10 protein-coding genes are annotated in these 13,595 nt (G+C 70.5%); 6 read left to right on the top strand and 4 right to left on the bottom strand.

Going from position 1 to position 13,595, the window contains the following annotated elements:
- The first annotated feature begins 410 nt into the window (after positions 1-410).
- Positions 411-860 (top strand): PTS glucose transporter subunit IIA, encoded by a 450-nt coding sequence (locus tag ACFZBT_RS30660; protein ID WP_391110279.1) that lies wholly within the window; start codon positions 411-413, stop codon positions 858-860.
- A 78-nt stretch (positions 861-938) separates the two neighbouring features.
- Positions 939-2,609, top strand: a complete 1,671-nt coding sequence (gene ptsP, locus ACFZBT_RS30655) for a phosphoenolpyruvate--protein phosphotransferase (protein WP_391110276.1) — start codon at positions 939-941, stop codon at positions 2,607-2,609.
- A gap of 69 nt (positions 2,610-2,678) precedes the next feature.
- On the opposite strand, the gene ACFZBT_RS30650 is transcribed toward ptsP, so the two are convergent.
- Positions 2,679-3,569 (bottom strand): hypothetical protein, encoded by an 891-nt coding sequence (locus ACFZBT_RS30650; RefSeq protein WP_391110273.1) that lies wholly within the window; start codon positions 3,567-3,569, stop codon positions 2,679-2,681.
- Between the two features lie 192 nt (positions 3,570-3,761).
- On the bottom strand, positions 3,762-5,729 hold the full coding sequence (locus ACFZBT_RS30645) for an acetoacetate--CoA ligase (RefSeq protein WP_391110270.1): 1,968 nt from the start codon (positions 5,727-5,729) through the stop codon (positions 3,762-3,764).
- A 211-nt stretch (positions 5,730-5,940) separates the two neighbouring features.
- Between ACFZBT_RS30645 and ACFZBT_RS30640 the strand changes: the two genes are divergently transcribed.
- On the top strand, positions 5,941-8,307 hold the full coding sequence (locus tag ACFZBT_RS30640; RefSeq protein WP_391110267.1) for a TIM-barrel domain-containing protein: 2,367 nt from the start codon (positions 5,941-5,943) through the stop codon (positions 8,305-8,307).
- Between the two features lie 2 nt (positions 8,308-8,309).
- Here the strand turns inward: ACFZBT_RS30640 and ACFZBT_RS30635 are convergent, their stop codons facing one another.
- Both ACFZBT_RS30635 and ACFZBT_RS30630 read right to left on the bottom strand, forming a co-directional pair.
- Positions 8,310-8,846, bottom strand: a complete 537-nt coding sequence (locus tag ACFZBT_RS30635; protein WP_391110264.1) for an NUDIX domain-containing protein — start codon at positions 8,844-8,846, stop codon at positions 8,310-8,312.
- 47 nt (positions 8,847-8,893) lie between these two features.
- Entirely contained in the window at positions 8,894-9,703 is an 810-nt protein-coding gene (locus tag ACFZBT_RS30630) for a M15 family metallopeptidase (RefSeq protein ID WP_391110261.1), read from the bottom strand.
- Positions 9,704-9,832: 129 nt separating this feature from the next.
- On the opposite strand from ACFZBT_RS30630, the gene ACFZBT_RS30625 reads away from it, so the two are divergent.
- The 3 genes from ACFZBT_RS30625 (at position 9,833) to ACFZBT_RS30615 (ending at position 13,267) form a co-directional block, all read left to right on the top strand.
- On the top strand, positions 9,833-10,258 hold the full coding sequence (locus tag ACFZBT_RS30625) for a zinc ribbon domain-containing protein (RefSeq protein ID WP_391110290.1): 426 nt from the start codon (positions 9,833-9,835) through the stop codon (positions 10,256-10,258).
- Positions 10,255-11,445 (top strand): lipid-transfer protein, encoded by a 1,191-nt coding sequence (locus ACFZBT_RS30620; protein ID WP_391110258.1) that lies wholly within the window; start codon positions 10,255-10,257, stop codon positions 11,443-11,445. The genes ACFZBT_RS30625 and ACFZBT_RS30620 overlap by 4 nt, the downstream gene beginning before the upstream one ends.
- A gap of 151 nt (positions 11,446-11,596) precedes the next feature.
- Positions 11,597-13,267 carry an EAL domain-containing protein gene (locus ACFZBT_RS30615; RefSeq protein WP_391110255.1) on the top strand — a complete coding sequence of 557 codons (1,671 nt, stop codon included), beginning with the start codon at positions 11,597-11,599 and terminating at the stop codon, positions 13,265-13,267.
- Positions 13,268-13,595: the final 328 nt, after the last annotated feature.

The following is a 13,595-nucleotide window of genomic DNA, read 5'->3' as shown; positions in this document are numbered from 1 at the left end:
GGCGTTGACTTTTGGCACGCTGTTGAGTTCTCAAGGAACGGTCGCTTCCTTTGTACTCACCCTCTCGGGCTTTCCTCCGGGCGCTTCCCTTCGGTGTTCCAAACTCTATCAGTGTTTTTCCGCCCCCCTGACCACCATCCTGCAGACATGCAGAAGATGACCCCGAGATAGGATCTGACAAGTTTGGGTGCTGCCAGGCAAGGACACGAGGTTGTGTCGCTCAGCCCCAGGCAGGAGTACGACTGTACACGCGGCTGCGGAGCGCGTGCAAATCCATTTGCTGTATGGTCTAGACCACTCCGGAGTGCCCTCGCGGAACCGGCACTTCAGGTGACATACCCTGCTGAACAGTGTGCCGTCCGGTACTGACAGGGACGGCCCATACGATCTCCACCCCTGGGAGGCTTCCCATGACCACCGTGACGTCCCCGCTTGCCGGACGCGCCATCGGACTGGCAGCCGTGCCGGATCCCGTCTTCTCCGGGGCCATGGTCGGCCCGGGCACAGCGATCGACCCCGTACGAGAGCCTTCCGAGGCCGTCTCGCCCGTGGACGGCGTCATCGTCTCCCTGCACCCGCACGCGTTCGTTGTGGTCGACGAGAGCGGGCACGGCGTGCTCACGCACCTCGGTATCGACACCGTGCAGCTCAACGGCGAGGGTTTCGAGCTGCTCGTGAACAAGGGCGACACTGTCAGGCGCGGTCAGGGCATCGTGCGCTGGAACCCGGCTTCCGTGGAGGCCGCCGGCAAGTCCGCGATCTGCCCGATCGTGGCGCTGGAGGCCACGGCCGAAGCCCTCTCCGATCTTCGTATCGACGGCGATGTGAAGGCCGGCGACAGTCTCTTCCTCTGGAAGTGACGTCAGTGCCGTCGTGTGACGGCGAGTAGGACAACCAACACGGTGGCGGGAGCCGCCGCACTAGCGGAGACGGGTGAGATGGAGACAACGCTGCGAGGCGTCGGCGTGAGCCACGGTGTGGCGATCGGCGAGGTTCGGCATATGGGAACGGCGGTGCTCGAGCCGCCTGCGAAGCAGATCCCCGCGGACGATGCGGAGCGTGAACAGGGGCGCGCCCGCAAGGCCGTGGAGGCTGTGGCGGCCGACCTGATGGCGCGTGGCAATCTGGCGGGCGGCGAAGCCCAGGCGGTGCTCGAGGCGCAGGCCATGATGGCCCAGGACCCCGAGCTGATGGCAGACGTTGAACGGCGAATCGCCGTCGGCAGCACGGCCGAGCGCGGGGTGTACGACGCGTTCGCCGCGTACCGCGAGCTCCTGGCGAATGCCGGTGAGTACCTCGCCGGCCGCGTGGCCGACCTCGACGACGTGCGGAATCGAATCGTCGCCCGTCTCCTGGGCGTGCCGATGCCGGGTGTCCCGGACAGTGACGAGCCCTACGTCCTTGTTGCGCGTGACCTCGCGCCCGCCGACACCGCGCTGCTGGACCCGACCCTGGTGCTCGGCTTCGTCACCGAGGAGGGCGGTCCGACCAGCCACAGCGCGATTCTGGCGCGGGCGCTCGGAGTGCCGGCCGTCGTGGCGCTGCCGGGTGCCGGCGAGCTCGCCGAAGGCACGATGATCGCCGTCGACGGCAGCACGGGTGAGATCTTCGTGGACCCGAGTGAGGACAAGAAGGCTGAGCTCGAGGCCGCGGCCGCCGCGCGCAGGGCCGCGCTGGCGGCCTCGACCGGGCCCGGTGCCACGGCAGACGGTCACAAGGTGCCGCTGCTGGCGAACATCGGTGGTCCCGCGGATGTGGAGGCGGCCGTCGACGCCGGTGCCGAGGGCGTCGGTCTTTTCCGTACCGAGTTCCTCTTCCTGGACGACAGCAAGCAGGCGCCCTCCGAGGAGAAGCAGGTAGCGGCGTACCGGCAGGTGCTCGAGGCGTTCCCCGAGGGGCGTGTCGTGGTGCGGGTGCTGGACGCGGGTGCGGACAAGCCCCTTGACTTCCTGACTCCGGCCGACGAGCCGAATCCGGCGCTCGGTGTGCGGGGTCTGCGGACGCTGCTCGACCACCCGGAGGTTCTTCGCACTCAGCTGACCGCGCTCGCGAAGGCCGCGGAAGGGCTGCCGGTCTATCTCGAGGTCATGGCGCCGATGGTGGCTGACCGCACGGATGCCCGGGCCTTCGCGGACGCGTGCCGTGAGGCTGGGTTGCGGGCGAAGTTCGGCGCGATGGTGGAGATTCCGTCGGCCGCGCTGCGAGCCCGCTCGATCCTGCAGGAGGTCGAGTTCCTGTCGCTGGGGACGAACGACCTGGCGCAGTACACCTTCGCCGCCGACCGTCAGGTGGGTGCGGTCTCCCGTCTGCAGGACCCGTGGCAGCCCGCGCTGCTCGACCTGGTGGCGCTGTCCGCCGAATCGGCGAAGGCCGAGGGCAAGAGCTGTGGCGTCTGTGGTGAGGCCGCGTCCGACCCGTTGCTCGCTTGTGTGCTGGCTGGTCTGGGCGTCACCTCTCTGTCGATGGGTGCGGCGTCGATTCCCTACGTGCGGGCGACGCTGGCGAAGTACACGCTGGCTCAGTGTGAGCGGGCGGCCGCGGCGGCTCGTGCGTCGGACAGTGCCGAGGACGCGCGCAGCGCGGCGCAGGCGGTGTTGTCGGGCGAGTAGGCCGGGCCTGGTCGGCCTTTGGCTGTCCGGGAGGGGCGCTCCACCTACGTGGGGCGCCCCTCCGATGTTTCAGTGGTGGTGTCCCTGTGCGGGCTTCTCCTCTCCGAGGTCGGGCGGCTCGCAGTAGTCGACGTTGGATTCCGGGGAGATGAGGTCGCCGGACTCGACATCGGTGCAGTAGGCGTCGAAGACCTCTCCCGCGGTGAGCGGGTCGAGTCCGTAGGCGCGCAGGCGCCAGCCGTAGACACGGTCGGGAGTGGCTGGGGCGCTGGCGCGGACGACGAGTCCACCGGGGCTTTCGGTGGCCAGGCCGAGGGCCAGGACGGTGGTGAACTCGAGGGCTTCGGTCTCGTCCAGCTTCAAGGTGCCGTCCGCGTCAGCGGCATGGAGTGCGGCGATGAGGGTCTCGGGCGGTCCGGTGACGCTGCAGACGAGGTGCCGGTCGCCGGGTGGGGCTGTGTCGAGGATGCGGACCAGGAGGTCCGAAGCCCGCGCGAAAGCGGTGCGCCCCAGATCTTCGCCGCAGGATGTACAGGCGCCCAGGCGAGCGAGGAGGGTGGTGGCGTACTCCCAGGTGGCCTGCCGCACGCCCTCGTCGACGAGGGCCGCCAGGAGGTCGGCCAGGGGCTGGCCCTCGTACGGGAGAGTCGGGCCTGTTACCGCGAGCTGGGCCGTGAAGCGTGTGCGGCTCGACGGGTTGTCGGGGTCCAGGCCCCTCTGCGTGCAGAAGTCGGCGTACTCCTCGGGATCGAAGAGGGCCACAGTGGTGTGGCTGCCCTGCAGGGTCCGTGTCCTGAGGAGGGCTTCCACCTGTTTGAGGTAGGTCGCGTGGTCGTCGAAGGCGAAGCTGCGGTAGCAGCGCATGGCTCGGAAGTCGTGCTCGTCGGTCAGCAGGCCGATGGTGCCGGCGATTTCGCGGCGCAGGGCGCGTCGCATGGTCCGGCTGTCGGTGTGCGCCATTCTCGTTCCCCCTGTGCACAGTCGATCAATGCTCACTCACAGTAATCGACGGCACTGACAATGAGGGCTGACAGAGGTGGTCGCGAAGCTGGTGGGTCATTGAAGTCGCAGGTCAGCATGGTTGATCCATGCACTCCCCGTCCGCTGCCATGGTGACGGGGAGTGGCTCGACGCGTCCCTGGGCGGCCTCGATCAGGCGCGTTTGCGGGCGAGCTCCTCGTAGAAGGTCAGGAGGTCGAGGTTGTCGATGGAGCCCGGGTTGACCGCCTTCTCCAGGGGGGTGCCTTGGAGGAGGCGCTTGACCGGGACCTCGATGCGCTTGCCGGTGAGGGTGTGCGGGACGCCGGGTACCTCGATGATCTCGTCGGGGACGTGGCGCGGCGAGAGTTGTTCGCGGATGGTCTGCTTGATCCGGTGCAGCAGGTCCTCATCGAGGGCGGCTTCGGGGGCCAGGTGCACGAACAGGGGCATCCAGTAGCCGCCGTCGGGCTGCTCGATACCGATGACGAGGGACTCCCTGATTTCGGGGAGGCGCTCCACTGCTTCGTAGATGTCGGCGGATCCCATGCGGACGCCCTGGCGGTTGAGCGTGGAGTCGGAGCGGCCGTGGATGACGACGGATCCGTGGGAGGTGACGGTGATCCAGTCGCCGTGCCGCCATACGCCGGGGTAGGTGTCGAAGTAGCTGTCGTGGTAGCGGCTGCCGTCGGGGTCGTTCCAGAAGTGGATGGGCATCGACGGCATGGGGTTGGTGACCACGAGTTCGCCGACCTCGTCCACGAGGGGGCTGCCGCTCGGGTCCCAGGCCTGCAGGTCGGTGCCGAGGCAGGGGGCCTGGAGCTCGCCGACGTGGACGGGAAGGGTCGGTACGGCTCCGGCGAAGCAGGAGCACACGTCCGTGCCGCCGCTGACGGAGGCGATCCACAGGTCGTCGCGGACCTCGTCGTGGAGCCAGCGGAAGCCGTCTGGGGGCAGGGGCGAGCCCGTGGTGGCGACGCACTGGACGGTGGAGAGGTCGAAGTCGCGGGACGGGTGCACGCCGGCCTTGCGGCAGGCCATGACATAGGCGGCCGAGGTGCCGTAGAGGGTGGCCCGCGTGCGTTCGGCGATCCGCCACTGGGCGCCGGTGTCCGGGTAGCCGGGGCTGCCGTCGTAGAGGACGATCGTGGTGCCGGTGAGCAGGCCGGAGACGAGGAAGTTCCACATCATCCAGCCGGTCGACGTGTACCAGAAGAAGCGGTCCTCAGGGCCCAGGTCGCAGTGAAGGCCGAGTTGCTTGAGGTGCTCGACCAGGATGCCGCCCTGGGACTGGACGATGGCCTTGGGCAGGCCGGTCGTGCCGGAGGAGTAGAGCACCCACAGGGGGTGGTCGAAGGGCACCTGCTCGAAGACGGGGGCCGTGTCGGCGGAGGTGAGGGCCGACCAGTCGAGGGCCCCTTCGGGTGCTTCGGTGCCGAGAAGGGGGATGTGGATGACGGCGCGCAGGGTGGGCAGTTCGCGGCGCAGTTCGGCGACGGTGTCGCGTCGGTCGTGCTCCTTGCCGCCGTAGCGGTAGCCGTCGACCGTGAAGAGCACGACGGGTTCGACCTGCTGGAAGCGGTCGAGGACGCTGCGGGCGCCGAAGTCGGGTGCGCAGGAGGTCCAGACGCCGCCCACGGCGGCTGTGGCGAGGAGGGCGACCACGGCCTGGGGGACGTTGGGGAGGTAGCCGCTGACGCGGTCCCCGGGGCGTACGCCGAGGGCGCGTAGTTCGGCGGCCAGGGAGCCGACCTGGCGGCCTAGCTCGGCCCAGGTGACGGGGCGTGGTTCATGTGTCTCGTCGACGTACAGGAGGGCCGGTTCGTCCGCGCGGGTGTCGGCGGCGCGCAGAGCGTGTTCGGCGTAGTTGAGGGTCGCGCCGGGGAACCACTGGGCGCCCGGCATCGCCCGGTCTGCGAGCACGTGCGCATACGGGGTCGAGAAACGGACGTCGAACCACTCCGTGACGGCCTTCCAGAAGGCGTTCAGGTCGTCGACGGACCAGCGCTGGAGAGCCGCGTAGCCGCCCTCGGCGGGGGCGCCGTGGTGCTCGGCTGCCCAGGCCTGGAACCTGGTGATCCGTGCCCGGTCGATGCGCTCGGGGTCTGGCTGCCAGAGCGGCTGGGGACTAACGGTCGACATGGTCGGCTCCCGGACTGTGCGCGTCGTGTGCGTCCTCCGCGCACGGGCTGGGGTGTGCGCGTGAGCGGCTGGCACGGACAATGCCATGTGATCGACTTCGGCACCAGGGTGCGTCCCACATAGTCCGCCTCGTGAAGATGTGGTCCTGACACGGGTGAACGGCAGTTGAACGCCACGCCCGCGTGGCACGGTCAATGGCAGGGTGAGCAGCATGAACGGTCGTGACCTGGTGCGTTCGGTGAAAGCGATGGGTTCGGTGGGGGCGGCGCAGGGTGTGCGTACCGTACGAGCAGCGTGGCGCAGGCGGCGGGCCGACGCCACCGGGCTCCCGTCGCGAGGGGCGGAGCGTGCGCGCGTGCCCGGGCCCGTGCGGGAGGTGGAGCCGGGGCCGGGGGGTGGTGTCGTCCGGTTCAGCCGGTCGGAGTTGCGGATTCTCGTCGCCGTGAACGGGGCCGTCTTCTGGGGCTGGGACGGGGCGGAGCCCGAGCCGTCGTACGCGCTGGCCGGCCGTTGTCCGGAACCCGATCCCCGGGCGGTGCTGGAGCCGGACAAGGACGGCGGCTGGCGGGTGGTGGCCGAGCGCGTGACGGTCGTCGTCTCGCGGCACGGCTCAGTGGAGGTGCTCACGCCCGGGGGCCTGACCCTGCGGCGTGATCTGCCGCCGCGGTGGTGGGAGCCGGTCGGTGGCGGCCCGGCGCGGTGGTCGCAGCGGTCGGAGGTGGCTGCCGACGCGCGCTTCTTCGGCCTGGGCGGACGTGCCGCGGGTCCGCGGCTGCCGGACGGTACGTACCGGCTGTGGAACACCGACCCCGGCGGCGCCTTCGCGCGAAGCGACGACCCGCTGTACATCACGATGCCGGTGCAGCTGGTGGTGTCCGACGGCGGTACGCATCTGGTGTTTCACGACAGCACGTGGGACGGCTCGGTGACGCTGCGCGAGGGCGAGGAGGGCGCGGGTTCGGGGCACGACCTCGGCGGGACGAGCGAGCTTCGGATGGACGGCGGCCCACTGCGCTGCTGGGTGATGGTGGGCACCCCCGCGCGCGTGCTGCTCGCCTGGGCCTCGCTCACCGGGGCGCCCGCACTGCCGCCCGCGTGGGCGCTCGGCCACCAGCACGCGCGGTGGGGGTTCGGCAGTGAGCAGGAGGTGCGGCGGATCGTCGCGGGCTATGTGGAACACGGTCTGCCGCTCGATGCCGTGCACCTGGACATCGACCACCTCGACGCGCACCAGGTGTTCACTGTCGATCAGCACCGCTTCCCGAAACTGCCCGTTCTGGCCGAGGAACTCCGGCGGGACGGCGTCCGGCTGGTGTCGATCGTCGACCCGGCCGTCAAAGCCCTGCCGGGCAATGCCGTGTACGACGGCGGGGCGGCCGAGGACGCGTTCGTGCGGGACGCGTCGGGGCAGGTCGTGCAGGGGGTCGTGTGGCCTGGGGAGGCGGTGTTTCCCGATTTCACGCACGCGCGTGTGCGTGAGTGGTGGGGCGGTCTCTACGAGGAGCGGCTCGCGCAGGGGTTCTCGGGCTTCTGGCACGACATGAACGAACCCACGTCGTTCACCGCGTTCGGGGAGTCGACGTTGCCGCGTTCGGCCCGGCATTCCCTGGAGGGGCGGGGCGGTGATCACCGTGAGGCGCACAACGTGTACGCGCTGTGCATGGCCCGGGCGGGCTTCGAAGGACTGCGGAAGCTCGCGCCTCAGGAGCGGCCGTTCCTGTTCTCCCGCTCCGGTTGGGCCGGCATGCAGCGCTACGGCGGGACGTGGTCGGGGGACGTGGCCACCGGCTGGCCGGGACTGCGGGCGTCCTTGGCGCTGGTGATGGGGCTGGGGCTGTGCGGAGTGCCGTATTCGGGGCCGGACGTCGGAGGCTTCGACGGGGACCCCTCACCCGAGCTGTATCTCAGGTGGTTCCAGCTGGCCGCGTATCTGCCGTTGTTCCGTACACACGCGAGTCTGCGGGCGGGGCGCAGGGAGCCCTGGGAGTTCGGTCCCGAGGTGCTGGAGCACGCGCGCGTGGCGCTGGTCGAACGCAGGCGACTGCTGCCGTACTTCATGACGCTGGCGCATCTGGCGCGGCGTACCGGAGCGCCGTACGTACGGCCCCTGTGGTGGGCTGCTCCGGAGGATCGGACGCTGCGTGACCGCGAGGACGACTTCCTGCTGGGCGACAGTCTGCTGGTGGCGCCGGTGCTGGACCCCGGCGCGGACCGGCGTGCGGTGCGGCTGCCGCGGGGGCGCTGGTACGACACGGCGACGGAGCGGGCGTACGAGGGGCCGACTCAGGTGCTTGTCGAGGCCCCCTTGTCGCGCATCCCCGTGTTCGCGCGCGCGGGTGCCGTTCTTCCCGTACGTGGGGAGGACGGCGGGCTCGCCCTGGAGGTGTGGGCGCCCGCCCGCGGACGGACCGGGGGCGGGCTGGTCGTGCCGGACGGGGGCGAGGGATGGGACGAGCCGGAGATCGAGCGGTACACCGCTCGGTGGATCGGCTCGCGAGTGATCGTCGAGCGAGAGGGTGAGGACGGCGGGAGCGAGCCGTCCTGCCCGGTGCGCGTCCGCGGTGCCCGGGAACGCTGAGCTCAGATGTACCGGCCCTCGAACCATGCCCGTACGGCCACGGTGTGCAGGGGGAAGGCGAGTTCGTCCGCCCTGCGCAGGAGATGCCAGCCGTCCGTCTCGTCGGTGGCGGCTGAGGGCGGCAGGCTTTCGACCGGTCGTTCCGGCAGGAGACCGAACAGCAGCAGGTGCCCGTCGGGCGAGCTCATCGCGTCGACGAGCCGTACCTCGCGGGCGGCCGCGTCGATGCCGGTCTCCTCCTTGAGTTCGCGTACGACGGCCTGCCGCCAGTCCTCCCGGTCGTCGATGTAACCGCCGGGCAGGGCCGTGCCCCCGCGCGCGGGGGCGACGGTTCGGGTGATGACGACCAGGGCGGTGCCCTTGGTGTCGTAGACGGGCTGGAGTGCCACCGCGACCGGGAGTGGATTGCGGTAGGCCACGGCGCCGCACGCGGGGCAGGGGCGGGGCCAGCCGGAGACGCCCTCTCCGTAGGGAGTACCGCAGCTCGAACAGTGCGAGTCCGGCGCGGAGTTGGAACTGGAGTGCTGAGTTTCGGACACGCGGCGGACTGTAGCCGATCAGGGAGAGGGCGTCTCGGGCAGGCTGCTCAGTGGGCGCCGGCGAGCGACTTCCTGGAGACGGGGAAGTCGAAGTACGTGTCCGGGTAGGGCTCGGGCTTGTAGGTGTAGTGCCACCACTCCTCTGGCAGGTTCACGAAGCCGAGGCCTTCCAGGGTGTTCTTGAGCAGCAGCCGGTTGGCACGCTGTTGGCCCTGGATGCGTGGGTCGAGGGTGTGCGAGAGGGTGTCGAAGCAGTCGAAGCCGGTTCCCATGTCGATCGAGTTGTCGGGGAATCGCTCGCCCTGGGGTGCGAAGCACGGCACGAGGGGCTCTTCGGGGTGGTACGGCCGGGTGGGCTTCGCCGGCAGCCTCACCAGTGTGATGTCCAGGGTCGATCCGCGGCTGTGGCCGGACTTCTCGGCGATGTAGCCGTCGGTGAAGAGCCGGATCTTGTCGACGTTCGGGTAGAACTCGCCCTTCATCGCCTCGTCGTCGAGGTCCTCGGCCCAGCGGACGAAGTGGTCCACGGCGCGTTGCGGCCGGTAGCAGTCGTACACCTTGAGTGTGTAGCCCTGGCGCAGGAGCTTTCTCTGAGCCTTGTGGAGGGCTTGTGCGGCGGGGCGGGTGAGGATGCAGGTCGGCTGGAGGTAGCCGTCGATGCGGTCGCCGACGAAGTTGTGCCGGGTGACGTAGCGCATCTCCTGGATGATCGTCGGGTCCACGCTTCTCAGCGCCACGAAGTCCTTGGGTGCCTTGGGCTCGGTCTTGGCCTGGGCGGTCGCGGTGGAGGCGGTCGCCGCCAGCAAGGCGGCGAACACCGTGATGAGGCCGCGTGCCACGGTGGTGAGTCGTGTCATGGCCCTTGCATCTACCAGGAGACGGCCCCGCCGGGGAAGGGATGCCCAATTCCGGAATGCCGTGGCAGACTTCTGACGTTCCGTCAGGTCCGGTTGCGGGGAGGGTCTGTGTCGCGTACACGAACACCTGTGGTGGCAGGGTGGTTCGCCGGGGACGGTGACGCTTTCCGGCTGCTCGGCACGCGCTGCGTCGCGTGCGCCTCGGTCTTCTTCCCGCGAGAGGACCACCACTGCCGCAACCCCTCCTGCACGGGCGGGGAGCTGGCAGAAATCGCGCTGTCGCGACGGGGGCGCGTCTGGTCGTACACGGACAGCCGGTATCGGCCGCCGTCACCCTATGTGAGCAATCCGGAACTTCCGTGGGAGCCGTGCGCGTTGATCGCTGTGGAGCTGGAGGCCGAGCGGATCGTGGTGCTGGGGCAGGCGGCCCCCGGGGTCACCGTCGCGGATCTGGCGGTGGGCATGGAGGTGGAGCTCGCGCCCGGGGTGCTCCATGAGGACGCGGAGACGACCTGGACGACGTGGCACTGGCGGCCGACGGGGGTGAAGGCATGACAGAAGAGGTGGCGGTGCTCGGCGCGGGGATGCACCCGTGGGGCAAGTGGGGGCGCAGCTTCGTCGAGTACGGCGTCGCGGCGGCCCGGTTGGCGCTCACCGACGCCGGACTCGACTGGCCGGACATAGGCTCGATCATCGGGGCGGACACCGTGCGGGGCGGCTATCCGGGGTATGTGGCCGGAGCGACATTCGCGAAAGCACTGGGCTGGCAGGGGGCCCGGGTCTCGAGCGTGTACGCGGCGTGCGCGTCCGGGGCGCAGGCCGTCGACACGGCACGGGCGCAGATACTCTCCGGGCTCGCCGACGCGGTGCTCGTGGTGGGGGCCGATGCCGCTCCCAAGGGGTTCTTCCGCCCTGCGGGTGGGGACCGGCCCGACGACCCCGACTGGCTGCGCTTCCGGATCCTCGGGGCGACCAACCCGGTGTACTTCGGGCTGTACGCCCGGAGGCGCATGGCTCTGCACGGCGACACGACCGACGACTTCGCGCAGGTGAAGGTGAAGAACGCCGCGATGGGTGCGCTGAACCCCAAGGCGCGCTACCGCAGCCCGGTCACCGCCGAGGAGGTCGCCGCCTCCGCCCTTGTCGCCGATCCGCTGCGGCTTCTGGACATCTGCGCGACCTCCGACGGCGGTGCCGCGGTGGTGCTCTCGAGCATGGAGTTCGCCCGGCGGCACGGACATCCGGAGCCGGTGCGGATCCGGGCCGTGGCCACGGTGACGCCGCGTTACCCGAACACCGTGCTGGACCTGCCGGACATCGCCACGGACTCCGCGGCGGCGGTGGATCCGCCCGGCGAGACGTTTCGGAGGTCGATCGCCCGGGCGGCCTACGAGGAGGCGGGAGTCGGGCCGGAGGACCTGTCCCTGGCCGAGGTCTACGACCTGTCCACGGCGCTCGAGTTGCAGTGGTACGAGGACTTGGGGCTGTGCGGCGAGGGCGAGGGCGTACAGGTGCTGCGCGACGGGGCGACGGCATTGGGCGGGCGAATACCGGTGAATGTCAGCGGTGGACTGGCCTCCTTCGGCGAGGCGGTGCCGGCGCAGGCGATCGCCCAGGTGTGCGAGATGGCCTGGCAGTTGAGGGGCGAAGCGGGTGACCGGCAGGTCGTTGGGGCGCGCGTGGGTATCAGCGCGAACCAGGGGCTGTTCGGGCATGGGTCGGCAGTGATCGCGGTGCGGTGATCGTCATGTCGTGATCGCTGTGCCATCGCGAGTGAGCTGGTCACGGGACCGCGGCAAGCCGGGGTCATACGCTGTGTGACCACGCCGGAATCCTGCGTGAACGTCTCATGAACTGCGCTTGGGCGTGCGCCGGTGGAGTCATCATGCTGCCGTGCACTCCTGGACGGATACTCTCCGCTTCGCCTTCCAGCCGGTGGTCAATCTGGCGACCGGCGCGGTCGCGGGGCTGGAGATACTCGCCCGCCCGGAGACCGGCGACATCCTGGCCGAGGCCCGCCGGGATGCCGAGCTCGACTGCCGGCTGGCGGTGTCGGCGGTCCGCGCGGCGGTGCGCAGGGAGACCCTGCTTCCGCTGTTCGTCAACGTGTTCGCCGGTACCCTCGCCGACCTCGGCGGTCTTCCTTCACTGCACGCCGCCGTGCGTGAGGCGGGACGGCTGCCGTGGGAGGTGACGATCGACGTCTGTCCGCCGTACACGCACGTGCCGCAGCACTCGCTGCTGGAGGCAGTGGCCGCGCTGCGCGGCCAGGGCTTCCGGATCTGCGCGGACGGCGTCGGGGACGGGGACGTTCCCTTGCGGCTGCTCTCGGACATGGCGCCCAGCCTGGTGAAGCTGGACGCGTCCCTGCTGGCGAGGCCGGCCGTGGTGCGGTCGATGCGGACGCTGTGCGACGAACTCGGGGCGCTCCTGGCGGTCGAGGGCGTGGAGACCGAAGGGCAATGCTCGACGGCACTGGCCGCCGGGGCGCAGCTGGCGCAGGGTGAACTGTTCGCGCCGCCGGCGCGGCTGCCCGCCGCGGACGTCTATGTCCCGCCCCGCTCCCCCGCCGATATGGCCGTGCCGCGATCCGGGCCGTCGGTCCGGGAGTTCGTTCGGCCCGCGGCGCTGCTGCCCGCCACGGCGTCCGCGGGTCAGGTGCGAGCGCTGCTGACGGGGTCCCCGGATGTGTCAGGGGTGCTGCTCGTGGACACCGCGGGGGTGCCGGTGCGGTCGGTGCACCGGTCCCGCTTCCTGCTGTCGATGTCGGGGCGCTACGGGCACGCCCTGTACGCCGACCGGCCCGCGGCGAAGCTCGGCGACCCGCCGCGGACGGTGGGCGTCGACGCCACCGCATGGGAGGTCCTGGACGTGGTGGCGGTCGGCGGGCGGGACCGTACGTCGGACGATGTGGCCGTCGTGGACGAGTACGGGCGGTGTGTGGGGGTCGTACGGCTCGCGGACCTGGTGCGAGCGCTGGCCGAGACACGGCTGGAGGAAGCGGCGGGGCTCAATCCGCTGACGCGTCTGCCCGGCTCGGACGCGATCACCGGTGAGGTGGACCGGCGGATCGCGGCCGGTCGGCCGTTCGCGCTCAGCTGGCTGGACGTCGATCACTTCAAGCAGGTCAACGACGGGGCCGGCTTCGCGGCGGGCGACGAGCTGATCCGGGCGGTCGGACGGGCGCTGCAGCAGGTCGCGACGGACAGCGCGCGCGTGGGGCACATCGGTGGGGACGACTTCCTGGTGCTCGCCGATCCTGATGGTCTCGATCCGCTGGCCGCCTCCGTGCTGGACGCCCCCTGGTCGGCGGGCGGCCGGCCGGTCACTCTGTCGCTCGCCACGGTGCTGTGCGCCCCGGGCACTGTGACGGACCACCGGCAGGCTGCGGCCTGCCTGGCACCGTTGAAGAAGGCGGCGAAGTCGTTGCGTGGGGCGAGTTGGGTGCTGGGCAGGGCGGGCCTGCCCGGACACGAGACCCGCCGGGGCGCCGAGCCGGCACCGGCGGCCGCGGGGTGTGGGGCGGCGGAGACCGGTGACAGTTCAGGGGCGTACCCCACGTAGGGGAAGGACCGAGACAGGTACCGGGCTCTGAGGGGCCGTACGGCCGCTCATGGGGGCTCTGCTCGTGCGGTTGAGAACCCGCCAGGTCAGGTGGATGCTGGTGGCTAGCAAGCGAGGAGTCAGGTGCGGCTGGGCGAGTGCCGACGGCGGAGCCCAGCGGAGGCCGGACACCACCAGCAGAGCCTCGCGCGGCCGACCCAGGCCGCGCGGTGGCCCCGACCAGATCTGAACAACGACCCGAACGGGCGCCGTCAGGCCGTGCAACCGGCCACCCGGCCCGGCAGGAGCCCGGCCGCCGTCACATGGTCGCCAACCGGTGCGGTCAGCG

Origin of the sequence: Streptomyces sp. NPDC008137 (assembly GCF_042957035.1) — a bacterium.
Lineage (GTDB): Bacteria > Actinomycetota > Actinomycetes > Streptomycetales > Streptomycetaceae > Streptomyces.
Note: the sequence above shows the minus strand (reverse complement) of the source record. Positions and strands in the feature narration are given on the sequence as shown.

Bases quoted from the DNA above. Each gene is read 5' to 3' on its own strand.
- ACFZBT_RS30660 (WP_391110279.1), top strand. From the start codon at position 411: ATGACCACCGTGACGTCCCCGCTTGCCGGACGCGCCATCGGACTGGCA.
- ptsP (WP_391110276.1), top strand. From the start codon at position 939: ATGGAGACAACGCTGCGAGGCGTCGGCGTGAGCCACGGTGTGGCGATC.
- ACFZBT_RS30650 (WP_391110273.1), bottom strand. From the start codon at position 3,569: ATGGCGCACACCGACAGCCGGACCATGCGACGCGCCCTGCGCCGCGAA.
- ACFZBT_RS30645 (WP_391110270.1), bottom strand. From the start codon at position 5,729: ATGTCGACCGTTAGTCCCCAGCCGCTCTGGCAGCCAGACCCCGAGCGC.
- ACFZBT_RS30640 (WP_391110267.1), top strand. From the start codon at position 5,941: ATGAACGGTCGTGACCTGGTGCGTTCGGTGAAAGCGATGGGTTCGGTG.
- ACFZBT_RS30630 (WP_391110261.1), bottom strand. From the start codon at position 9,703: ATGACACGACTCACCACCGTGGCACGCGGCCTCATCACGGTGTTCGCC.
- ACFZBT_RS30620 (WP_391110258.1), top strand. From the start codon at position 10,255: ATGACAGAAGAGGTGGCGGTGCTCGGCGCGGGGATGCACCCGTGGGGC.